The organism is Pantoea cypripedii (assembly GCF_011395035.1).
Taxonomy (GTDB): domain Bacteria; phylum Pseudomonadota; class Gammaproteobacteria; order Enterobacterales; family Enterobacteriaceae; genus Pantoea; species Pantoea cypripedii_A.
Map to the genome: position 1 here is coordinate 346,277 of NZ_CP024768.1, position 24,186 is coordinate 370,462.

Annotated in this window: 18 protein-coding genes; 9 read left to right on the plus strand and 9 right to left on the minus strand. The window is 57.4% G+C overall.

The window, feature by feature from the left end:
• Positions 1-80: 80 nt before the first annotated feature.
• The gene (locus CUN67_RS01590) at positions 81-1,727 is read left to right on the plus strand and encodes a dihydroxyacetone kinase subunit DhaK (RefSeq protein WP_208713724.1); all 1,647 of its coding nucleotides are present in this window, start codon (positions 81-83) and stop codon (positions 1,725-1,727) included.
• A 120-nt stretch (positions 1,728-1,847) separates the two neighbouring features.
• Here CUN67_RS01590 and sbmA read toward each other — a convergent pair whose 3' ends face one another.
• Positions 1,848-3,083 (minus strand): peptide antibiotic transporter SbmA, encoded by a 1,236-nt coding sequence (gene sbmA, locus CUN67_RS01595; RefSeq protein ID WP_208713725.1) that lies wholly within the window; start codon positions 3,081-3,083, stop codon positions 1,848-1,850.
• A 296-nt stretch (positions 3,084-3,379) separates the two neighbouring features.
• Here sbmA and CUN67_RS01600 point away from each other — a divergent pair, with 296 nt between their 5' ends.
• The 3 genes from CUN67_RS01600 to CUN67_RS01610 are packed head-to-tail and all read left to right on the plus strand — an operon-like array spanning position 3,380 to position 7,235.
• Positions 3,380-4,114, plus strand: a complete 735-nt coding sequence (locus CUN67_RS01600; RefSeq protein ID WP_208713726.1) for a gluconate 2-dehydrogenase subunit 3 family protein — start codon at positions 3,380-3,382, stop codon at positions 4,112-4,114.
• A gap of 2 nt (positions 4,115-4,116) precedes the next feature.
• A complete protein-coding gene (locus tag CUN67_RS01605; protein WP_208713727.1) occupies positions 4,117-5,901 on the plus strand; it encodes a GMC family oxidoreductase in 1,785 nt (594 codons plus the stop codon).
• An 11-nt stretch (positions 5,902-5,912) separates the two neighbouring features.
• A complete protein-coding gene (locus CUN67_RS01610; protein WP_208713728.1) occupies positions 5,913-7,235 on the plus strand; it encodes a c-type cytochrome in 1,323 nt (440 codons plus the stop codon).
• Between the two features lie 666 nt (positions 7,236-7,901).
• On the opposite strand, the gene CUN67_RS01615 is transcribed toward CUN67_RS01610, so the two are convergent.
• From CUN67_RS01615 to CUN67_RS01630, 4 genes are all read right to left on the minus strand, one after another.
• Positions 7,902-9,311, minus strand: coding sequence for an MFS transporter (locus CUN67_RS01615; RefSeq protein WP_208713729.1), 1,410 nt, complete (start codon positions 9,309-9,311; stop codon positions 7,902-7,904).
• A gap of 199 nt (positions 9,312-9,510) precedes the next feature.
• A complete protein-coding gene (gene abgT / locus CUN67_RS01620; protein WP_208713730.1) occupies positions 9,511-11,031 on the minus strand; it encodes a p-aminobenzoyl-glutamate transporter in 1,521 nt (506 codons plus the stop codon).
• Between the two features lie 96 nt (positions 11,032-11,127).
• Positions 11,128-12,573, minus strand: coding sequence for a M20 family metallopeptidase (locus CUN67_RS01625; protein WP_208713731.1), 1,446 nt, complete (start codon positions 12,571-12,573; stop codon positions 11,128-11,130).
• Entirely contained in the window at positions 12,570-13,883 is a 1,314-nt protein-coding gene (locus CUN67_RS01630) for an amidohydrolase (protein WP_208713732.1), read from the minus strand. The genes CUN67_RS01625 and CUN67_RS01630 overlap by 4 nt, the downstream gene beginning before the upstream one ends.
• A 116-nt stretch (positions 13,884-13,999) precedes the next feature.
• Here CUN67_RS01630 and CUN67_RS01635 point away from each other — a divergent pair, with 116 nt between their 5' ends.
• Complete coding sequence (locus CUN67_RS01635) at positions 14,000-14,902, plus strand: LysR family transcriptional regulator (RefSeq protein WP_208713733.1); 903 nt, start codon at positions 14,000-14,002, stop codon at positions 14,900-14,902.
• A gap of 78 nt (positions 14,903-14,980) precedes the next feature.
• Positions 14,981-15,406, plus strand: coding sequence for a VOC family metalloprotein YjdN (gene yjdN, locus CUN67_RS01640; protein WP_208713734.1), 426 nt, complete (start codon positions 14,981-14,983; stop codon positions 15,404-15,406).
• 103 nt (positions 15,407-15,509) lie between these two features.
• On the opposite strand, the gene CUN67_RS01645 is transcribed toward yjdN, so the two are convergent.
• From CUN67_RS01645 to CUN67_RS01655, 3 genes are all read right to left on the minus strand, one after another.
• Positions 15,510-16,376 carry a nucleoside-specific channel-forming protein Tsx gene (locus CUN67_RS01645; protein ID WP_084871887.1) on the minus strand — a complete coding sequence of 289 codons (867 nt, stop codon included), beginning with the start codon at positions 16,374-16,376 and terminating at the stop codon, positions 15,510-15,512.
• Between the two features lie 424 nt (positions 16,377-16,800).
• Positions 16,801-18,156 carry a sensor histidine kinase gene (locus tag CUN67_RS01650; protein WP_208713735.1) on the minus strand — a complete coding sequence of 452 codons (1,356 nt, stop codon included), beginning with the start codon at positions 18,154-18,156 and terminating at the stop codon, positions 16,801-16,803.
• Positions 18,153-18,812 carry a response regulator gene (locus tag CUN67_RS01655; RefSeq protein WP_084871889.1) on the minus strand — a complete coding sequence of 220 codons (660 nt, stop codon included), beginning with the start codon at positions 18,810-18,812 and terminating at the stop codon, positions 18,153-18,155. Before CUN67_RS01655 ends, CUN67_RS01650 begins: the two co-directional genes overlap by 4 nt.
• A 169-nt stretch (positions 18,813-18,981) precedes the next feature.
• On the opposite strand from CUN67_RS01655, the gene CUN67_RS01660 reads away from it, so the two are divergent.
• From CUN67_RS01660 to CUN67_RS01670, 3 genes are all read left to right on the plus strand, one after another.
• Entirely contained in the window at positions 18,982-19,350 is a 369-nt protein-coding gene (locus tag CUN67_RS01660) for a helix-turn-helix domain-containing protein (RefSeq protein WP_208713736.1), read from the plus strand.
• A 106-nt stretch (positions 19,351-19,456) separates the two neighbouring features.
• Positions 19,457-20,353, plus strand: coding sequence for a LysR family transcriptional regulator (locus CUN67_RS01665; protein WP_084871890.1), 897 nt, complete (start codon positions 19,457-19,459; stop codon positions 20,351-20,353).
• Positions 20,354-20,464: 111 nt separating this feature from the next.
• The gene (locus tag CUN67_RS01670) at positions 20,465-21,673 is read left to right on the plus strand and encodes an MFS transporter (protein ID WP_208713737.1); all 1,209 of its coding nucleotides are present in this window, start codon (positions 20,465-20,467) and stop codon (positions 21,671-21,673) included.
• A gap of 108 nt (positions 21,674-21,781) precedes the next feature.
• Here the strand turns inward: CUN67_RS01670 and CUN67_RS01675 are convergent, their stop codons facing one another.
• Positions 21,782-24,172 (minus strand): glucose/quinate/shikimate family membrane-bound PQQ-dependent dehydrogenase, encoded by a 2,391-nt coding sequence (locus CUN67_RS01675; protein WP_208713738.1) that lies wholly within the window; start codon positions 24,170-24,172, stop codon positions 21,782-21,784.
• Between the last annotated feature and the right edge of the window lie 14 nt (positions 24,173-24,186).

Consider the following 24,186-nt stretch of genomic DNA (forward strand, 5'->3'; position numbering starts at 1 on the left):
GCATTTCCTGTCTCTGCTCAGCGTTTCTCTGCGCTTACTGCGCTACCTTTAAGTACCACAACACCAAAAGGGAGAACGTAATGAGCCAGTTTTTTATGCATAAGAAGTACGACCTGGTTAACGAAGCTATTGAAGGGATTCTGCTGAGTACCCCGTGGCATAACCTCAGTCGGCTGGATCTCGGTGATGAGATCCGCGTGGTGGTGCGCAATGACTGGGACAAGAGCAAAGTCGCGCTGATCTCCGGTGGTGGCTCCGGCCATGAACCGGCCCATGCCGGATTTGTCGGTAAAGGGATGCTGACGGCGGCGGTGTGCGGCGATATCTTCGCCTCGCCAAGTGTTGATGCGGTGCTGAGTGCCATTATCAATGTCACCGGCGACGCGGGCTGTTTGCTGATTGTGAAAAATTATACCGGTGACCGCCTCAATTTTGGCCTGGCGGCGGAGAAAGCGAAAAAGCTCGGCTACAAAGTGGAGCTGGTGATGGTGCAGGACGATATTGCCCTGCCGGAAAACCCACAGCCGCGGGGGATTGCCGGGACCGTACTGGTGCACAAAATTGCCGGTTACGCCGCCGAGCAGGGTAAACCGCTCAGTGCCGTCAAAGCGCTGGCGCAGCAGACGATAGAGGCCACCTCGTCGATCGGGCTGGCGTTTGGTACCTGCCATATCCCGGGTGAAAAACGCGATGATCGCGTGCGGGAAGGGCACAGCGAGCTGGGTATGGGCATTCACGGTGAGCCGGGTGTGGTGACGCTTGATACGCAAAACAGCCGGAAAATCAGCAGCATCATGACGGATAAACTGGCCCAGACGCTGCCTGACGGCAAACAGTCGCTGCTGCTGATCAATAACCTCGGTGGTTTTTCACAGCTTGAGCTGGCGCTGCTGACGCGCGAAGTGTTGCAGTCGCCGCTGGCGGCACGCATCACCCATCTGATTGGTCCGGCTACGCTGGTCAGTGCGCTGGATATGAAAGGCTTTTCGCTGTCGCTGCTGGCGCTGGAGCCGCACTTCCTTGAGGCGTTGAGCGCCCCGGTGCAGGTGAGCGGCTGGGTGCCGATGTATGACTTTGCGCCGGTCAGCCTGCAAACCGCGACGGCCCCGCTCAGTGAGCTGGAAGTGACGCCATCGCAGGACAAGGCGACAGCTGAAGTGGTGAAACGCATTACGCAAACGCTGATCGAGCTGGAGAGTGACCTGAATGCACTGGATGCCAAAGTGGGCGATGGTGATACCGGTTCTACCTTTGCTGCCGGGGCGAAGAAAATCCAGCGTGGTTTGCGCGAACATCAGCTGCCGCTGGCGGAGTTGTCAGTGCTGCTGGCGCTGGTCGGTGAACAGCTCTCCACGGTGATGGGTGGTTCGAGTGGTGTGCTGATGTCGATTCTGTTCACTGCTGCCGGACAGCGGGTGGACGAGGGCTATGAGCTACCGGAAGCGCTGATGTACGGGCTGGAACGTATGAAACACTACGGTGGCGCGCAGCCAGGGCATCGCACATTAATCGATGCGCTGGAACCGGCACTCTGGGCGCTGGTGGCGGGACAAACCATGCAGGATGCCGCTGATGCGGCGAAGAAAGGCGCGGATGCGACGGCGCAGATGTCGAGTGCCAAAGCCGGACGCTCGGCCTATCTCAATCAGCAGAGTTTGCATGGCGTGAAGGACCCTGGCGCTTTTGCGGTTGAACAGGTGTTTGCGGCACTGGCGAAAAAAGGGTAATCAGCCTCGCTGATTACCCTCCCGTAGCGGCGCGATTTATCGCGCAATTCCGTGCGCGATGTCGGAAAAAAACGCGCGATAAATCGCGCCGCTACAAAGGATGCGCATGAATGCGCAGCTTTATTCCGCTGCTTCGCGCATCATCTCTTCGTGCGGGATATCCTGCAAAATCTGTTCAAAACTGCGCAGACGTTTGTAGATCGACATCAATTCCACCAGCGTTGACCACGAGGTAATCAGGTACTGGAACGACGAACGTACCTGGTCGAACACGTTGGTGATCTGGTTCAGCAGACCCAGCGTAATGGTGCCAGCCACAATCGACGGGAACAGCAAAAAAAGCCCGAACACGTTATCCACCTGCAGATAAAGAATGCGGGTGATGTTGAAGTACAGATAGTGGAAATAGAGGCGGAAATAGTTAAAACGCACGCGGCCAAACAGCTCGGTGACGGTGGGTGGTGAGGCGCGCGATGCATCATCTTCGCCGTAAACCAGCTCTTTACGATAGGCGGCTTCCACCCGCTGGTTACGGAATTCCAGACCCGGCAGCTTGATACCCACCAGTGCCAGCAGACCGGTACCGAAAATCGACCACAGCACCGCAGCAATCACCAGCGCGTAAGGGATATTGCCCAGCAGCGGGATATCTTTTACATGATGCGACAGGGTGATCAACACCGGCAGGAAGGCAATCAGCGTCATGATCGCCTGAATAAAGCTGACACCCCAGTCTTCCAGCGTGCTGGCGAAACGCATGGTATCTTCCTGCACACGCTGCGCCGCACCCTCCACATGACGCAGGCGCTGCCAGTTGTGCATGTAGTAGTTATTCATTGCGGTACGCCAGCGGAACACCCAGTGGCTGATGAAGAAGGAGTTCATCACGCCAATCACCACGGCAATCAGCGCAATGCCTAAAAAGGCGACAACCTGCTGATAAAATTCAGCGATCTGCACCGAACCCGCTTTCGTTAACGCCTTCTGAATCAAATCATAGAACGGGCCATACCAGGCATTGACCGCCACCCCGACCTGCACACCAAACCAGGTAACGAAGATAATCAGTGCGGAACCCCACACTGACCAGCGCTGCCACGGATGGTTATCGGCGATGCGCCAGGCGATGGCAAACAGCGCCACCACCAGCCAGTAATAGGCGTAAAACCACAGCTGGCTGGCAGCGATAAAACGCAGTGCGTTATCAGGCAGGGGTTTACTCATTGCTGCGGCAATCGTGGGCCACATGGAAGGTAAGTCGCTGGCAAAGCCAAACCAGGCAAAAATCGCCAGCAAACTCCAGATGGCCACCGTGCTGAAAAACAGCGCTGGCCGGGGAAAATAGGACTTAAACATAGACACTCCGCTGTTATCAGATCCCTTTATACCGTTTAGGGGCCTTAACTGTCTGTAGGCTGTTGTATCAGACCATGACAATGTCGCGCCGGCGGTGTAAAGCCGCTGCGCAAAATGTTAATTATTTTGTGCGATTTTGTGTCCTTACGCTAAATCTTTGTCAGCAACGGTGTTACACTGCGCTGCAATGTTACCGGTAACGGTGATGCTGTATCCTTAGGCCCGCACATAAAAATCATTACAACGCAATCAGTTAACCTTTCATGCCACATTATATGCGGCACTGAGGCAATGTCATGTCAGAACACAAAAATGGTCATACACGCAGAAATTTTCTGCTGAGAACCATCGCCCTGGCGCCAGCAATGGCCGTGGGTACATCAGCGATGGGTGCACTGGTTGCGCCAATGGCTGCCGGAGCAGCAGAACAAAGCAGCGCGCCACAAACCGCCCGTGACTATCAGCCGACCTGGTTTACGGCTGAAGAGTTTGCATTTATTAAGGCTGCGGTGGCGCGTCTGATCCCCTTTGATGAACGCGGTCCTGGCGCACTGGAAGCCGGGGTGCCGGAGTTTATCGATCGTCAGATGAACACTCCGTATGCCACCGGCAGCAACTGGTACATGCAGGGACCGTTCAATCCTGAACTGCCGAAAGAGCTGGGTTATCAGCTGTCGCTGGTGCCGCAGCAGATCTACCGTCTTGGTCTGGCGGATGCAGACAGCTGGAGCAAGCACCAGCACGGCAAAGTATTTGCTGAGCTGAGCGGCGAACAGCAGGATGCCCTGCTGAGCGACTTCGAAAGCGGCAAAGCTGAATTCACCCAGCTGCCGGCCAAAACCTTCTTCTCCTTCCTGCTGCAAAACACCCGCGAGGGTTACTTCAGCGATCCTATTCACGGTGGCAATCAGGGCATGGTGGGCTGGAAGCTGATCGGCTTCCCCGGCGCACGCGCTGATTACATGGATTGGGTGGAACGCGGTGAACGCTATCCGTTCCCGTCAGTGGATATTCGCGGGGAGAGGGCGTAACCGTGGCAAACGAATTGAAGAAAGTGGATGCGGTGGTGGTGGGTTTCGGCTGGGCCGGAGCCATCATGGCAAAAGAACTGACCGAAGCCGGGCTGAATGTAGTGGCTCTGGAGCGCGGTCCGCATCGTGATACCTACCCGGATGGCGCGTATCCGCAATCCATTGATGAACTGACCTACAACATCCGTAAAAAGCTGTTCCAGGATCTGTCGAAAAGCACCGTGACCATTCGTCACGACGCGTCACAGACGGCAGTGCCGTATCGCCAGCTGGCGGCGTTTCTGCCCGGCACTGGTACCGGCGGTGCCGGTCTGCACTGGTCAGGCGTACATTTCCGTGTCGATCCGGTCGAGCTGAATCTGCGCAGCCATTATGAAGCGCGTTACGGTAAAAACTTTATCCCGGAAGGCATGACGATTCAGGATTTCGGCGTCAGCTATAACGAACTGGAACCCTTCTTCGATCAGGCGGAGAAAGTCTTTGGTACCTCGGGCAGTGCCTGGACCATCAAAGGCAAGATGGTCGGCAAGGAGAAAGGCGGCAACCCTTACGCCCCGGACCGCTCCAGCGACTTCCCGCTGCCCGCGCAGAAGCGTACTTACTCGGCGCAGCTGTTTGCTCAGGCGGCAGAAGCGGTGGGCTATCACCCGTATGATATGCCATCGGCCAACACCTCCGGCCCCTACACCAACACCTACGGCGCGCAGATGGGCCCGTGCAACTTCTGCGGTTATTGCAGCGGTTACGCCTGCTACATGTATTCCAAAGCCTCGCCTAACGTGAACATCCTGCCCGCGCTGCGTCAGGAGCCGAAGTTCGAGCTGCGTAACAACGCATATGTGTTACGCGTCAATCTGACTGGCGACAAAAAACGCGCTACCGGCGTGACTTATCTCGATGGTCAGGGCCGTGAAGTGGTGCAGCCTGCGGATCTGGTGATCCTGTCGGCGTTCCAGTTCCACAACGTGCACCTGATGCTGCTGTCCGGTATCGGCCAGCCGTATAACCCGATCACCAACGAAGGCGTAGTTGGCCGTAACTTTGCTTATCAGAACATCTCGACGCTGAAAGCGCTGTTCGACAAAAACACCACCACCAACCCGTTTATCGGTGCGGGTGGCGCAGGGGTAGCGGTGGATGATTTCAACGCCGACAACTTCGACCACGGTCCATACGGCTTCGTCGGTGGCTCGCCATTCTGGGTGAACCAGGCGGGTACCAAGCCGGTTTCCGGCCTGCCGACACCGAAAGGCACGCCGAACTGGGGCAGCCAGTGGAAAGCGGCGGTGGCGGATACCTACAACCACCATATTTCGATGGATGCCCACGGTGCGCACCAGTCATACCGTGCCAACTACCTCGATCTCGATCCGAACTACAAAGATGTCTACGGCCAGCCGCTGCTGCGTATGACCTTTGACTGGCAGGACAACGACATCAGGATGGCGCAGTTCATGGTCGGCAAGATGCGCAAAATCACCGAAGCCATGAATCCAAAGATGATCATCGGCGGAGCCAAAGGACCCGGCAGCCACTTCGATACCACCGTGTATCAAACCACGCACATGAGCGGCGGGGCGATTATGGGTGAAGATCCGAAAACCAGCGCCGTGAACCGTTATTTGCAGAGCTGGGATGTGCCGAACGTGTTTGTGCCGGGCGCGTCTGCGTTCCCGCAGGGTCTGGGCTACAACCCGACCGGCATGGTGGCGGCACTGACCTACTGGTCGGCGAAAGCCATCCGCGAACAGTATCTGAAGAACCCAGGTCCACTGGTGCAGGCATAAGGAAAACGGCGATGATGAAAAGCATTCTGGCCCTGGTTTTGGGCACGCTGTCGTTCGCTGCGCTGGCGGACGATCAGGCAAATGACGCCCTGGTAAAACGGGGTGAATATCTGGCACGCGCCGGTGACTGCGTGGCCTGCCATAGCGTAAAAGGCGGCCAACCTTTTGCTGGTGGACTGCCGATGGCGACGCCGATTGGCACCATCTACTCCACCAACATCACCCCGGATAAAACCACCGGGATTGGTGACTACAGCTACGACGACTTCCAGAAAGCGGTGCGTCATGGCGTGGCGAAAAACGGTGACACGCTGTATCCGGCGATGCCGTATCCCTCTTACGCGGTGGTGAGCGACGAGGATATGCAGGCGCTGTACGCGTACTTTATGCACGGCGTGGCACCGGTGGCGCAGGCCAACAAAGACAGCGACATTCCGTGGCCGCTGTCGATGCGCTGGCCGCTGGCAATCTGGCGCGGCATGTTTGCGCCGGACGTGAAAGCGTTCCAGCCTGCCGCACAGGAAGATCCGGTGCTGGCGCGGGGTCGTTATCTGGTGGAGGGGCTGGGCCACTGTGGTGCCTGCCATACGCCACGTAGCATCACCATGCAGGAGAAGGCGCTCAGCAATGATGATGCGCATGCTTACCTTTCCGGCAGCAGCGCGCCGATTGATGGCTGGACCGCAAGCAACCTGCGTGGCGACAACCGCGACGGCCTGGGACGCTGGAGCGAGGACGATCTGCGTCAGTTCCTGCGTTATGGCCGTAACGATCACACCGCCGCGTTCGGTGGTATGACCGATGTGGTAGAGCACAGCCTGCAACACCTGAGCAATGACGATATCACGGCAATTGCCCGTTACCTGAAATCGCTGGGAGCGAAAGACGCCAGCCAGACGGTGTTTACTCAGGATGACACGGTGGCGAAGGCGTTGTGGAAAGGTGATGACAGCCAGCCAGGTGCGTCGGTGTATGTCGACAGCTGTGCTGCCTGCCATAAAACGGACGGCAGCGGTTATCAGCGCTTCTTCCCGGCGCTGCGTGGCAATCCGGTGGTGCTGGCAGACGATCCGACGTCGTTGATCCATATCGTGCTGACCGGCGGAACGTTGCCGGGCGTGCAGGGCGCACCTACCGCGATCACTATGCCGGCATTTGGCTGGCGTCTGAATGATCAGCAGGTGGCAGATGTGGTGAACTTTATTCGCGGCAGCTGGGGCAATGGCGCTAAAGCGACGGTAACGGCGAAGGATGTCGCCTCCTTACGTAAGGATGAAACCGTGCAGACGCATCAGGGCAACGCGGATATTAAGGTGCTGGAGCAGCAGCAGTAACATTACGTTTGCATTGGCGTGATTTCGTTCGCCACAGACACCGGCAGTTGCAGTTCTCCGGTGCGGCGACCGAGCAAAGGGGGCCTGGCCGCCCCCTTTGCATTCCCCGGCCCTGCGCCGCCTGCCTCGCCGCTTCGCGACTTTTTTGCGCGATAAATCGCGCCGCTACACGCCGCCTTTCGCCGCATCCATGTGCGGATGGCGTTCCCGCCCCGCTGCACGCATTTTGCTTTCCATTTATTTCTTCATTGCTTTTTGCGCGATAAATCGCGCCGCTACGACAGCGTGCAGTTATTTGTAGCGGCGCGATTTATCGCGCAACTCAGATAGCACGGGCTTGCAGGCGGGGGTGTTGGCGGCATTCGCAGCGCCGAGCGCAGAAGGAAGGCCAGGACGAGCCGCATGGATGCGGCGAGAGCGCGGCATGAGCCATGGATGGCGAATCCGCGTGGTCCGTACGGCCTGAGTGATAAGCGAGGGAACAGCGCGTAGCGCTGCGCGAGGACGCCGCAGGGCGCGGATTGCAAAGGTGCGCGCCATCGCACCTTTGCCCGTCCGCCTGCACATCGGTCCTGAAACTGCCTGAAGCCTGGCGGGCGGAACCTTCTCAGAGCACAACCGCTGCTGGCGGGCGGAACCTTCTCAGTGTCAACCCGCTGCCAGCGATTAAATATTCTCCAAATCAATCCCACGTGTCTTCGGACCGTAAATCCCCACCGACAGCATCACCATCAACATACTCAGCACGATAAAGGCGATCACCCCCTCGCTACCGGCATATTGCAGAATCAGGCCGATCAGAATGCTGCTGAATGCCGTTGACAGACGGCTGAACGAATAACAAAAACCGACGGCGCGTGCACGGATGTGCGTCGGGAAAATCTCGGTCTGATAGGCGTGGTAGCTGAAGGTCAGCCAGGCGTTGCTGTAGGTAATCAGGAAGCCACAGATAATCATCAGCACCGGGCTGGTCATAAAGGCGAACAGCGTACCGAACACCACCGTCATCAGTGATGACAGAACGATCTGCCACTTGTTCTCGATCTTATCGGCGTAGCGGCTGCAAATCAGCGAACCCAGCGGGTAGGCCAGCGTGATGAAAAATGCGTACAGCAGGCTATGGGTGACCGTTGCCCCTTTGCCGGACAGCAGCGCGGGCAGCCAGTTACCAAAACCGAAGAAACCAATCGCCTGGAAGAAGTTCATCACCACCAGCATCAGGGTGCGTTTGCGATACGCCGGTGCCCAGATCTCGCTGAAGCGACCTTTTTTCGGCAGCTGCGCGGCGGCGTCACGGTCGGAAAAATCTTCGCCCGGCGCGATGCCGCAGCGTTTTTCCATCTCGCTCAGGACGCGATGCGCTTCCTGATGACGGCCCTGCTGCGCCAGCCAGCGTGCCGATTCCGGCAGGTTCTTACGAATAAACCAGATCACCAGCGAGCAGACCGCACCGGCAATCACCACCCAGCGCCAGCCTTCCAGACCGAGGATGGTCTGCGGCACCAGCCACCAGGACATCAGCGCCACTGCGGGCACCGAGAGAAACTGAATAAAAAATGAGAAGGCAAAGGCACGGCTACGCAGATGGGTGGGCACCCACTCGGAGAGATAGGTATCAATTGTCACCAGCTCGATACCGAGGCCAATCCCGACCAGAAAGCGGCACAGGATAATCATCTCGGCGCTTTGCTGAAACGCCATCAACAGCGAGAACGCGCCGTACCACGCCAGCGCGCACATAAAGGTCAGGCGACGGCCAAAACGGTCGGCATAGGGGGCCAGCAGGCTGGCACCGACAAACAAACCGAGAAAGGTGGCGGAGGCAAAAGCGGCCTGATCGGCAATGCCGAACACGCCCGCGCTGCCGGTGTGAAACACACCCGCCGCCAGTAGCCCGGAGCTGATGTAGCCGGTTTCAAACAGATCGTAGAGTTCAAAAAAACCGCCCAGCGCCAGCAGCGTGATAAAACGCCACAGGCCAGCGGAAGAAGGGAGCGCGTCGATGCGCCCGGCTAAGGTGCGGCGATCCGCAGCGATAATATCGCCAGCCACCCCGGTTGTGCAGGCAGTTGTCATTGTTGTTTGAACCTCGGTATGACGGTGTTTGCAAAACTCACCAACGGCAGAGATTGGTTTTAAAAATAATTAACCGTTAGCAAGCGAAGGAACAGCAGAATAATCAATTACGGCGGGGATGCCGAGAGGTGAGGCGGTGAGATTTTAGCAATGTACGTTGCAATTCGCGTAAGTGTGATCGCCGTCCCTGGCGATGCGGTTAATGCAGGCTGGGATACACCCCTGGGCCGATGGGCAAACCGAGCGCGTACCAGGCAACCAGCAGCACAATCCAGGTGACAAAGAACACCACCGGATAGGGGAAGATCAGCACATAATAGGTGCCAAGTTGCGCATCTTTCTGGTATCGCTGCAGGAAACCGAGGAACAGCGGCAGGAACGGCGACATCGGTGCCAGCGGCAGCACCGACGAGTCAGCGATACGGAAGATCATCTGGGCAAACGCCGGATGGAAGCCGAGCAGCATAAACATCGGCACAAACACCGGGGCGAGGATCGACCAGATGGCGGAGCCGCTGGCGATAAACATGCACAGAAATGCCGACAGGAACATCAGACCGAGAAATGCCGGAGCACCGCTGATGCCCGCGCTTTCCAGCATATCGGTCAGGCCAATCGCCATAAACTTGCCCATGTTGCTCCAGTTGAAGAAGGCCACGAACTGCGACAGCGGGAACACCATCACAATAAAGCCCGCCATACTCTTCATCGGATCAACCAGCAACTGCGGAATATCATCCGGGCGACGGATCTGCTTCGTCACCGCGCCATAGGCAATCGCCACCACAAAAAAGAACAGGATGATGATCGGCACAATGCCCTGAATAAACGGTGACGGGATGATGCCACCGGTTTTCGGGTTGCGCAGCGGCGCGTGTTCCGGCACCACCAGCAGTGCCATCAACGCGATAAATACCAGCGCGGCGATGCCTGCGGCTTTCAGGCCACGGTTTTCCTGTGCGGTGAGCGGCGGCAGGCGATCCTGATGGCCGCCGTTCCAGGCTGGCAGGCGCGGCTCGATAAACTTATCGGTCAGCAGCGCACCGGCAATGGTCAGCACCACCACGGAGGTCGCCATAAAGAACCAGTTATCGATCACGCTGACGTGTACTGTGTCGCTCACCGCTTTGGCCGCTTCGGTGCTGATGCCTGACAGCAGCACATCGGTGGTGACGATCAGCAGGTTAGCGGTAAACCCGGATGCCACACCGGCAATCGCCGCCAGCAGACCCGCTACCGGATGACGCCCCACGGCGAGGAAGATCAGCGCCCCGAGCGGCGGCATCACTACCAGCGCCGCATCGGAGGAGATGTGGCTGAAGAAGGCGATAAACAGCACCATATAGCTGGCGTAGCGACGGCTGACGCGTGATGCCATCTTGACCATCAGCGATTGCAGCAGGCCGACTTTCTCCGCCAGACCGGCACCAATCACCAGCGCCAGAATCGATCCCAGCGGCGTGAAGCTACTGAAGTTTTTGATGATGTTGGGCAGAATCCACTGCAACCCGGCGACGCTCAGCAGGTTATTGACCCGCACCAGCTCACCGTTGGTCGGATTCTTCACCGCCACATCAAAACTGCTGAGAACCGCAGTGGCCACCATCAGCACCACAATCAAATACACGAACAGTAAAAAAGGGTTGGGGACTTTATTTCCGACCCGCTCAATCCAGCCAAACAGCTTCCCTGGGCTGCGGTTCTCCGTGGTAACTTCCATCGGCATTTCCTCGTCTCGTTATGTTGTGTTTGCGTATAACTTTTATTTTTTTATTGGATACAGCATCCCGCGCCTGCGTGGGGCGCGGGTTTATTATCATGACGTCAGCTTTGATGGCTGCACGCCGGGTGGAATCGGGCACTGATACGGTTGTTCACTGCGCACGCGGGTAAACTCCTCGCGGCAGCGTGCCAGTGCTGCGCTGTCGTTGAGCAGGGTGAGGGCGGTGGCGGCCAGCACTTTCGCCGCCAGGCTCATCCCTTTATGGGCGATGGCGGTACGCCCCTGCGCCACCAGCTGCCAGGTATGCAGCGGCGTGCCAAAAGCAAAGCAGGGGGTGAAGCATTGCGCGGTAGGCGTCACCCAGCTGACATCGCCAACATCGGTGGAGCCATACAGCAATTCACGCGTCACCGCATAGGGGGCCACCTCATCCATCAGCACCTTATCCCCCAGTGCGTCAGTCCAGGCCACTCCGGCTTCGCTGCCGGTACGTGCTGCGTTAAGCCGCGCGTTGCGCAGATCATCTTTGGATAGCGTGGCGCGGATCTGCGTGGCAAAGGCGCGCTCCTCCGCGCTGTATTCCGGCAGGCCGAACTGGCGCAGATAACCGTCCATCACCGCTTCCAGCGCGCGGTTAGGAACATAGTTGGAACAGGCTTTATCGAAACGCACCGTCATTTGCGTGTCAGTCATCAGCGCTGCGCCTTTGGCGATATTGATCACCCGTTGATAAATATCCTGAGCCTGATCAAGCTGCGGGGCGCGAATCAGATACAACACCTCGGCATCGGCCTGCACCACGTTGGGGGAGACGCCGCCAGCGTTGGTCACCGCATAATGGAGGCGAGCTTCCTGCACGATATGCTCGCGCAGAAAGTTGGCCCCGGTGTTCATCAGCGTCACCGCATCGAGGGCGCTGCGACCCAGATGGGGTGAATTGGCTGCGTGCGCCGCCACCCCTTTGAAGTGGAAAGCGGCCTGGATATTGGCGAGGGTGCTGAGGTTAAACATGCCGCTAAAGCCTTCCGGGTGCCAGGTCACGGCGGCATCGACATCGTCAAACAGCCCTTCGCGCACCATATAGGTTTTGCCGGAACCGCCTTCTTCGCCGGGGCAGCCGTAAAAACGCAACGTACCGCGCTGACCGTGTTCTGCCCACCAGGCTTTGATGGCGAAGGCCGCCGCGAGACCCGCGGTGCCCAGCAGGTTGTGTCCACAACCGTGGCCGTTGCCGTTTTCCACCAGCGGCTGCGGCTCTGCACAGGCCGCTTTCTGGCTCAACCCGGCTAAGGCATCAAACTCACCGAGAATGGCAATGACCGGCTTACCGCTACCGATGCTGGCGATAAAGGCGGTTTCAATGCCACCGACACCGCGCTCAACGGCGAAACCTTCCTGCTCCAGCGCGTCGGCCAGCAGTGCGGAAGACTTCGTCTCTTCGAAGCGGGTTTCTGGCACATCCCAGATGGCATCGCTGATGGCGCTGAAGCGCACCTGGTGCTGGTTAATATAGTTATCGATAAAGTCGTGATGACTCATTGCTGGCTCCCGAACTGCGCCTGATTCAGCGCCAGGGTTGCCAGAGTCTGTACCGCCGTGGCCATAATCGCTTCGTCGAAATCAAACTTCGCGTTGTGATGGCCTGCCGCCAGCTCACAGCCAAAAATCACATAGGATGCCTGGCCGCCGCGTTGTTGTACGCGCTCCAGCATATAAGTGGCATCTTCGGAACCGGCCGCCTGCTGTTTGGTATCGACAACCGAGTTGAACAGGCCCAGCGCCTCGGCCTGCTGGTGGATAAAGGCCACCCACGGCTGACTTGGCGTGCAGCTGCGCGCGCCGCCCATCAGTTTGACCTCAGATTCGACACCGTACATCGCCGCTGCTCCGGCAATCACGCGCAGCGCCTGCTGATAAATATCGTCGTTCACCTGGTTGCTGACGCCGCGCGTTTCCACCTTCATCAGCGCGGTATCGGCCACCACGTTGCGCCCCGTGCCCGCCTGCAATACGCCGACGTTGACGCGTGCCACGCCACCGCTATGTTGCGGCAGGTTATGCAGTGCCAGCGTTGCCTGGGCTGCCGCCAGTAACGCGTTACGGCCTTCTTCCGGGCGACCACCGGCATGGGCACCGACGCCGGTAAACTGCACATCAAGTTTGGTGGTGGCGAGGAAGCTGTCGCTGCCGCAAACGATTTCGCCCGCAGGCACGCCAGTGCCGAGGTGGATAGCGGTAAACAGATCGACATCATCAACCACGCCAGCCGCTACCATCGCTTTCGCACCGCGCACGCCTTCTTCGGCGGGCTGGAAAATCAGTTTGATGGTGCCGCTCAGCTGATCTTTCATCGCCATCAAAACCCTGGCGAGGCCGAGGCCGATAGTGGTGTGGCCGTCGTGACCACAGGCGTGCATCATGCCCGCATTGCAGGAGGCAAAACCTTCGCGTTGTGGCAGGTGATCCGCCGCGTTGCTTTCATTGAGATCGAGCGCATCCATATCGACGCGAAAACCCATCACCGGACCGGGACGACCGGTTTCCAGTGTGGCGACGATGCCGCAAAAGCCGCCGGAGAAATGGCTAAGCCACTGCGGCAGTGCCCCTTGCTCAAGTGCGCGCGCTTCCTGTGCTGCCAGCACCGCGTCCGACGGCAGTCCCATGCGTGCATCGGCATCAATCACTTCCCGGCCCAGCTTCAGCGGATACCCCAGGCGATGCAGTTCCTCGGCCACCAGGGTTGCGGTACGAAATTCCAGCCAACCTGATTCGGCAAACTGGTGCAGGTCGCGCCGCCAGGTTTGCATCTGCGGTACCAGCGCGCTGACGTGGTCGGAAAGGGTTTTCATCGCTATTTCCTTAATGTTGGTTTTTTATGCATTGTCCCGAATCTACACAATGGTATTGGCGCGCATAAGATGGGAATATCTTATGCCTGATAAACAACAGTTATCACCGAGCCATCATGTCCGCTAATTTAAAACTGCATCAGCTGCGCGCCTTTGTCGATGTTGCCCGCCAGGGGAGCATTCGCGCCGCCAGTCGCCTGTCAGGCGTTTCACAGCCTGCGCTGACCAAGGCGATCCAGGAGTTGGAATTATCACTTGGCGCGCGTTTATTTGAGCGGCGGCATCAGGGGGTTACCCTGACTGATATCGGTGATAACTTTTTTCGTCATGCCAGCCTGGTGCTGGAGGAGCTGCGCGTGGCGCAGGAGGATATTCAGCAGCGGCTGGGGCTGGCGGGCGGCAGGGTGAACATTGGCGTCGGCGGCAGCATTGCGCGCACGGTGATGCCCCAGGTGATTAACCATTTTCACCGTGAGTATCCGCTGGTGAAGGTGCGTATCGTGGAAGGGCAGCTGGTGGCGATGGTGCATGAGCTGCGCCAGGGCGCGCTGGATTTCACCATCAATACCTACGATCAAAGTCACCTCGATCAGGAGTTAACCTACGAAAGGTTGATGGAACGTGATTACCAGGTGGTGGTGCGTAAAGGGCATCCGATGGCCCATGCGCGCTCGCTGGCGGAGCTACAACATTGCGACTGGACCATGCCAACGCCGCAGGGCAGTTATTATCGGCTGTTGCACGATATGTTTGGTGAGCGTGGTATGGCACCGAAAATCGTCGTCACCTGCGAAACGTTTATGGCCTGTACCAGCCTGGTGGCAAAGACTGATTTTGTCAGCATCATCTCACGGGATGTGATTGAAGATCCGACACACGGCGGCCAACTGCTGGCGCTGGAGCTGGACGATCCGCTGCCGAAAGCCATGTTCTACCTGATTCAGCGCAAGGACACCGCGCTGACGCCGATGAGCGCCTATATGGCGCAGCTGTTCCGCCGCTATTGTCAACAAAGGTAAGAGTGCGGCCCGGCTCGCGTCCTGTTTTCCCACCACGCACTACACTTGGCATCGGGCGTTCACTATGGAGAACAGACCATGCAAATTACCCCTTATTTGTTTTATGACGGCCGTTGCGAAGAGGCCATCGCGTTTTACCTTGAGGCTACTGACGGCGAGTTGTTGTTTAAAATGACCTTTGGCGATATGCCGGAGACCGAATCAATGGAGGGTTGTCCGTCTGGTATGACGTTTCCCCCGGAGCACATCATGCATGCGCATCTGCGCATCGGACAGGGCGAAATCATGCTAAGCGACGGCAATCGCGAGACGCATTACAGCGGATTTGCGGTGAGCCTTTCCACCCCGGATGAAGTGCAGGGCAAACGCTGGTTCGATGCGTTGTCGGCAGGTGGACAGGTGACGAAAAACTGGGAGCCAACGTTCTGGGCGAACGGCTTTGGCATGTTTACCGATAAGTTCGGCGTGCCCTGGATGGTCAATGCGTACAAGCCGCGGATTTAAAAGCATTACCCCGTAGCGGCGCGATTTATCGCGCAGTTCTGTGCGCTGTGCCAGAAAAAACTGCGCGATAAATCGCGCCGCTACAGATGGAGCATTTGCCAATTTAGAAATTATATCCAACCACCAGGTAGTAACCCCAGCCGGTAGATTTCACTTCAAACGGACCGTTGCCGAAGTTCAGCTCCTGGCCATCCGCCCATTGTCCACCGTTATGGAACCAACGCGCCACGGTTGAAACGTGCCAGTGGTCATAATTCAGCGACAGGATATGGCTGGAGGCAATTGAGTTGCTGGTACGTGATGTACCGGTCTCGTCGCGCAGATCAGAACCCCAGTCAAAGTTGGTGAAGCCGATGTAGCTCAGCTTACCGCCCCACAGGTCTGTAATCGGCACAAAGTATTTCACTTTGAAGCGGTAACCATCCCAGCTGTTTTCGTTCGCCGCACCGTAGTTCTGCCACTGGTATTTGGCGTACACGTTCAGCGACAGGCCAACGTCAGAGTGGGTGTCGATATCGGTACCCAGACCCATATACCAGGTATTCTGACGCTGTGACGCGTTGCGACCCATGTCATAGATGTAGTTGTTGGCGAAGTACCACTCTTTAAACGGACCAAATGCCAGGCTGGTGCCGGTCAGTTTATCGATGGAGAAACGCGGCTCAATTTCCATGAACATCGGCGAACCGTGGTCGAAAATGCCGTTGGCGTTGCTGTTGCCCAGACCGAAGAAGTTGGTCAGGTCGAGGTAGCCGTAGAAATCAAACCAGTCCTTTTTCGCAAAGGCTTCGTATTCCAGATACACGTCGTTATTAAACTGTGGCCCGAAACGGGTGTGGTAACTGCCCACTACGTTGACGCTCTGATGCCACCAATCTGAAAGGTATTGCGGGTTGCTGTCTGCCGCTTGTGTCGCGCCGGTCCAGCTACTGGCCAGTAAGGCCCCTGCTATCAATGCTTTATATTTCATTATCGTTAACCACATGCTCGTGATCGCAGTAAAAGTGCGCGATCGGTGTCAGTCGATCCCAGGGGTGGGCGGTGAATTGTTTTAAGCCGGTCTGAGCCGCCGGTTTTTAAAGCTCGCGTAGGGTGCCTGTATCAGTCGGATAGAAAATAGATTTTGATCACGTTTGTCAAAAAGTGTTGCAATTCCATTCACCAGAAATGTGAGTTATGTCACATTATTGTCATGAAACGAACGGAACCCCGCAACCGTTTACGTTGTCGCGTACCGCCGCAAAAATGTTTGATGCAGAAATAGAATGTAGCGGCGCGATTTATCGCGCAGGTTTTTGCCAGGAGGGGCACATTCATCGCGCAGGTTTTCGCCAGGAGGGGCACGGTAAAAAAAACAGCGCGATAAATCGCGCCGCTACGGGACAGAGAGGGGGTTACGGTAAGGTCACGCGCACCTGCAATCCGCAGATTTTGCCCTGCGGACTCCGGCAGTTCGACAGCGCCACCTGCATACGATGCTTTTGCGCCACGCTGCGCACAATCGACAGGCCAAGGCCGCTGCCCTGCGCCTGCACATCTGGCGAACGGGTGAAGCGGTCAAACGCACGTTCGATAAAGGCTTCCGGCATACCGGGGCCGTTATCGACGATATCCACCACGGTATGGTTGCCGACGCGATGCAGTAACACGTCCACCAGGCTGCCTTCTGGCGTGTGCAACATGGCATTGCCGATCAGGTTATCGAACAGGCTGCGTAAATCGGAGCGGCTGGCCTGAATGCGGTAATGAGTGGTGCCGTTAAAGCCAATATCGATACCCCGCTTATCCGCCACCACCATCAGCTGTTCTATGCTTTCTTTCAGCAGGTCTTCCAGCTCGATATTCTCGATTGTCACCACTACTGACTGATCTTCCTGACGGGAGATATTCAGCAGCTGCGTCACCAGATGGCGCGTGCGCGTGACGCCCGCTTCCAGTTGATCAAACTGGCGGCTGGCCTCACCCGGCTGGATATGCTGACGCAGGTTTTCCAGTTGCAGCGTGACCGCCGTCACCGGGGTGCGCAGCTCATGGGCGGCATCTTCAAGGAACTGGCGCTGTGACGACCAGGCTGCACGCAGTTTATCGAGCAGCGAATTGTAGGCATCAACCAGCGGCAGGATCTCGTCTGGCAAGCCATCCGGCGGTACGCTGTCGGGATGCAGCATCTCCTGCGCGGCAATCTGACGGGACGCCACGCGTAAATCACGTGTAATCGCGCGCACCACCAGCCAGATCACCAACAGGGAAAGCGGCATCATTAAAATCAGTGGGATAATCGCTGACATGGCGCGCTTCACCATCACGCTTTTCATATAGCCGATGTTGTAGAGCACCTGAATGTTGGCGATATCGCTGCCAGGCTCGCCGGGACGGTTGAACACCCGCCAGTTGCAATCCTCACAATCGCCGATTTGTACATCGTTCCAGCCCTTTTTATTTTGCAACGGCGCGCGCAGCTCCGGCCAGGAACTGGCGCGAAGCTCGTTATTGGCATCCCACAGTTGCACCACATAGGCGCTTTTCAGTTTGTCCGCGTTGAGCATCAGCGGCATCAGCGCCGGAATGCGTTTGCTGCTGGCCCAGGCATCGGCGATTTTCGCCAGCTGATCGTCTTTCATCGTACCGATCATATCGCCGTAGCAGCTGTAAAAATAAGAGGTGACGCCGCCAATCATTGCTAAATGCATCAGCAGCAGGGTAGTCAGCAGTTTATTACGCAGTGAGCGCATAAAAGTGAAGGGTTTCATATTGCAGGAACTCGCCAGCCAAGACCGCGCACGTTGCGAATCACTTCGTTGTCCAGTTTACGACGCATGCCGTGAATCAAAACATCCACGGCATTGCTGGTGACTTCTTCACCCCAGCCGTAGATGCGGTTTTCCAGTTGTTCGCGCGAAAGAATCGCCCCTGGGCGCTCCAGCAAGGCGTAGAGCAGGGCATATTCACGCGCGGTAAGTTGCTCACGCTGGCCTTTATACAGCACTTCACGCGTCATCATATCGAGCTGCACATCGCCACTGCCTAACAGGGAATCCGCCGCACCGTGGCGGCGTCGGGTAATCGCTCGCATTCGCGCCAGCACCTCTTGCAGATCAAAGGGTTTCAACAGGTAATCATCGGCACCACTGTCGAGGCCCTGGATGCGCTGCGCGACGGTATCGCGTGCGGTCAACACCAGCACCGGCGTCATATCACCGCGCGTGCGTGCGCGACGCAGCACATGGATACCATCTTCGCGTGGCAAACCGAGATCCAGCAGTACGCAGCTGTAGCCGCCTTCGGCCCAGGCGTTGCTGGCAAAGACGCCATCCCGCACCCAATCCACCGACCAGCCCGCCGCCTCCAGCGCCTGCTGCAGGTTAGCGCCAATCATTTCATCATCTTCAACCAGCAGCACTCGCATGGTATGAGGTCCTCTAAAATCAATACAAACAGTGTAGCGCTGCAAAATTAGCGCAGAATTACACCCGTTTTCCCCCTTGCTAATTCTGCGCTAATTTTCTGCTAATTAAGGGATAAATTTAACGCGCTAAAGTGGCTTCACTGGACATCACGTCGTATCTGGAGGAGCCATGAATCAGAGTCAATTTATCCGCAGTTTGCTGGACTGGATAGAAGACAACTTAGGACACGATTTACATCTGGATGAGGTAGCACGCCGTTCGGGTTATTCCCGCTGGCACCTGCAACGTCTGTTTCGTCAGCACACCGGATTTTCACTGGCCGAGTACATTCGCCAGCGCCGGTTGACGGAGTCAGCGCTGACGCTACTTAACAGTGATGAGGCGATCCTGCAGGTGGCGATGAGCTACGGCTTTGACACCCAGCAGGCGTATACCCGCACCTTTAAAAACTACTTCCGTGTGACACCGGGCCAGCTGCGTCGTCAGCGCCGCGTGGAACAGGATCGTCTGCTGTTTCCGCTGGCGGTGGCCAGTTGAGTCGCTAGCCTGATTTCCCGTAGTTACGTCGTCGCGGGAAATCAGGTGCTATTGTGCACCAATCCTTTTAAGCTGCTGTTCTCCTTTCCTCTGTCGGTTATGGACAATGGACAACAGCGACAATCTCACCGCCATGATGTTGTTTGCGCGCGTGGTTGAACGACAAAGTTTTAGCGAAGCTGCCCGTACGCTCGGCGTATCAAAATCCTACGTCAGCCGTGAAATCGCCCGGCTGGAAATCCGCCTCGGAATCAAATTGTTGCAGCGCACCACGCGCAAGGTGGCGCTGACGGAGCTGGGGCAGGCGTACTACCCGTTCTGTACCCGCCTGCTCGACGAAATGCATCGCGCCGATGCTTTTGTGCAACAGGTACATCAGTTGCCCGCCGGGAACGTGCGGTTGCAGGCTCCGGTGACATTCGGTTGCCAGTGCGTGGTGCCGACGCTGAACCACTTTATCCGTCGCCATATTCATATCAACGTCGACCTGGAACTGACGGACCGCATCAACGAGGACCCGCAAAGCAGCGCCGATGTGGCGATTGTGATCCGTCAACGCGCCCCGGAAGTGCCTGACTATCGTGAGTTGAACACCATCGACTGGGGATTATACGCGGCACCGGATTACCTGGCGGCGCATCCACCTATCGATCATCCCGAGCGCTTAACCCGTCATGATTTGCTGCTGTTTCACGGCCCGGCCCATACGGCAGCCTTGCCGTTTCGGCGCGATAAACAGCGTCTGGCGCTGGATGTGCGCAGTCGTTTTCGCGCCAATAACAGCATGGCGCTGCTGAATGCCGCCCTGGCCGGAACCGGTATCGCCTACCTGCCTGCCTATATGACACAGGAATCACTGGCGCGCGGCGAGATTGTGCAGGTGCTGCCGGAGTGGCAAATGGATCGTTTGCATAGTTATCTGCTGCTGAAAAACCAGCCCGAGCCGTCGTCACCCGTCACCCTGCTGTGTGATGCGCTCATCACCGCATTAGGCGATGGCTGATTGTTGCCTTTTGGCAACAATAGCAACCTGCGTGGCAAATATTCCCGCCTGTCTGTTATCGATGCTGAACCGCTGTTAGCCTGAGAATCAGTTTAAAACCGGGATATCATTATGCAGCAACCTCCAACGGCGTTAGCGCCTGAACAGCAACACTGGAAACGCAATCTGTTCGTCTGCGTACTGGGTTCCTTTAGCACCATTGTGGCGATGACGCTGCTGCTGCCGTTTCTGCCGTTATATGTGCAGCAGCTTGGCGTACAGGAACCGGCAGCGATTGCACGCTGGTCGGGGGTGGCCTATGGCGCAACTTTTTTCAGCGCCGCGCTCACCGCGCCGCTGTGGGGCAAACTGGCGGATCGCTATGGTCGTAAGCTGATGCTGATCCGCGCCAGCCTGGGAATGGCGATTGCCATGTCGCTGATTGGCATGGCAACCGCCCCCTGGCAGTTAGTGGCGCTGCGATTGCTGGCGGGGCTGCTGGGGGGCTATGCCTCGGGATCGACCATTCTGGTCGCCGCGCAAACGCCGAAAGAGCAGACCGGCTGGGCGCTGGGGGTGCTGTCCTCCGGCATTATGGCAGGCAATGTGGTGGGGCCGTTGCTGGGCGGGGTGCTGCCGCCCTTGATTGGTATTCGTCACACATTCTGGCTGACCGGCGCGGTGATTTTTCTCGCCTTCCTCGCCACCACCTTTTTACTGAAAGAAGCACCACGCCAGGCCAAAAAGGTGGCGCAGAGCGGCAATACCGATGAGAAACCGGTTAATCTGCCCGTGGTGCGGTTGATGTGGCTGTCGGGGATGTTGCTGATTTTCGCCAATATGTCGATTGAACCGATTATCACGCTGTATGTCGGGCAGTTTGTCACTGGCGATCACGCGATTACCGTCACCGCGGGCCTGGTGATGGCGGCGGCGGCACTGGGCAGCATTCTTTCTGCTCCACGCCTCGGGCGACTGGCGGATCGCATCGGCCATGGCCGGGTGCTGGTGTATGGTCTGGTTGCCTGTGCGTTGCTACTGATTCCGCAGGCCTTTATCACCGCAGCCTGGCAATTGATCGCGCTGCGTTTCCTGATGGGGATGGCGTTGGGCGGCTTGATGCCGTGCGTTACTGCCCTGATTCGCCACAATGTCCCACAGGCCCAGGTAGGGAAAATGCTGGGTTATTCGACTTCAGCGCAGTATGTCGGGCAGGTGAGTGGGCCGTTGTTTGGTGGTTTCGTCGGTGGGGCGTTTGGCATGCGTCCGGTGTTTCTGGCGACCTGCGTGATTATGGCGTTGTGCGCATTATTAAATGCGCGGGTGTTGCGGAGGCGTTGATGCGTAGCGGCGCGATTTATCGCGCGGTGTTTAAAAGACGCGCGATAAATCGCGCCGCTACGGATATTGAGACATAAAAAAGCGGACCGAAGTCCGCTTTATTTATGGCTATTTCTCATCCGGCAGTGCGTAGGCAATCACGTAGTCGCCCAGCTTGGTACCAAACGAACCGTGACCACCCGCAGCGATAACAACGTACTGCTTGCCATCCACTTCATAGGTCATCGGCGTTGCCTGGCCGCCAGCTGGCAGACGTGCCTGCCACAGCATTTCACCGGTGTTGGTGCTGAAAGCACGCAGGTAGTTATCTGCGGTCGCACCGATGAAGAACACGTTACCGGCTGTGGTGATCGGACCGCCGAGCATCGGCATACCCATCTTGAACGGCAGCGGAACCGGCGCGCTATCGCGAACCGTACCAATGCGTTTTTTCCACACGGTTTCGTTGGTTTTCAGGTCAACAGCAGAGACATAGCCCCATGCCGGTTGTTTACACGGCAGACCAAACGGTGACAGGAACGCGTTCAGTTCCACGCCATACGGTACGCCGTACTGTGGCTGAACACCGCTTTCGGTACCCGAACCGCCTTCCGCACCTTTCGGTGGCTCGATCGGGTTGCCCGGACCGCGCGGAATCAGTTTGGAAACGAACGGCAGGGCCATCGGGTTAGCGATAGCGATCTGACGATGCGGATCGACAGCAATGCCACCCCATTCGAACATACCGAGGTTACCCGGGAACACCAGCGTACCCTGCTCAGACGGCGGCGTGAACGGACCGTCATAGCGCAGGCGCTTGAAGATCACGCGGCACACCAGCTGGTCGTACATGGTCGCGCCCCACATATCCTTATCAGTCAGATTCTGCTTCGGACGGAAGGTCAGTTCTGAGTAAGGCTGGGTCGGTGAAACGTGGTCACCTTTAGCGGCACCCTGCGGAACCGGGGTTTCCGGTGCCGGGACGACAGGCTTACCGGTGCGGCGATCCAGCACAAAGATGTTACCGGTTTTCGCCGGTGCATAAATCACCGGTACGGTGTTGCCATCTTTGTCAGTGATATCGGCCAGCGTCGGCTGAGACGGCAGGTCCATATCCCACAGATCGTGATGCACCGTCTGATACGACCACACCAGCTTACCGGTGGTAGCGTTCAGCGCCAGTACGCTGCTCGCATAACGTTCCTGGTCTGGCGTACGGTTGCCACCCCAGATATCCGGCGTCGACACACCCATTGGCAGGTAAACGATATCCAGTTTCGGATCGTACACCGCCGGTGCCCAGGAGTTCGGCGAGTTCATGGTAAAGGTGTGTTCATCGTCAGGGATCGCGTTCGGATCTTTCGCGCCCGGATCGAAGACCCACAGCAGTTTACCGGTGTTGACGTCAAAGCCACGGATGGCACCAGACGGCTCACGGGTGGAGTAGTTATCCGTCACCGCACCGGCAATGATGATGGTGGTATCGGTGATGATCGGCGGTGAAGTCGGCTCATACTGGCCCGGAGTCAGCACCGGCTGTTTGTGCTGCAGATCCAGTTCGCCGTTGTTGCCGAAAGAGGCACAACGTTCGCCCGTGTCTGCATCCAGCGCGAACAGACGACCGTCGTTTACCGGCAGGTAAATACGGCGTGAGCACAGCGCAGGCTGGGTGTTGGACGCATCAGCAGCGGCCGGAACTTCGTGGTAAGACACGCCACGGCAGGTTACGTGCTGGAAAGTCGGGTTCGGCTTCAGGCCTGGATCGAATTTCCATTTCTGCTTACCGGTTTTCGCATCCAGCGCAAACAGGATTTGGTGCGGTGAGCAGAGATACAGCGTGTCGCGGATTTTAATCGGGGTCACTTCATCAGTGATTTCGCCCGGATCGTTCGGGGTCTTCAGGTCGCCAGTCTGGAACTGCCAGGCTACCTGCAGATTTTTTACGTTATTCGCATCGATTTGCTTAAGCGGTGAGAAGCGGGTGCCTTGCTGATCACGCGCATACGCTGGCCAGTCGCCATCGGAGATGTTGCTCAGCGGCTGTGCCTGAGATGCGTTGGCCGCCGCGTCCGGCAGGGTGCCATTCAGCTCCTGCGGATCGTGGAATACCGCCCACGCCAGCACCAGGGCGCTGGCGATCAGGGCAATACCCATCGCGCTCAGTGCACCTTTACTGGCGTTGTTGAGTTTGCGATACACAAACGGCAACACCAGCCAGATACCAAAAATCACCAGCACGTCGGTACGCGGTGCCAGCGCCCAGAAGTCGAAACCGACTTCCCACACGCCCCACACCAGCGTGGCCAGCAGCAGCAGGGCATACAACACCAATGCTGAACTGCTACGACGCCACAACAAAATAGCGGTGATTAACATAACCACACCGCCAATTACGTAGTACCAGGAACCTCCAATGGCGGCTAACCAAATGCCACCAACCAGCATAAACGCGCCTGTCAGCAGTGCGAACAGCACTGTCAGGAAGCGAATTATGCCAAAAGATGAGGAAGCTTTCCCCATAATATAGACCTCTT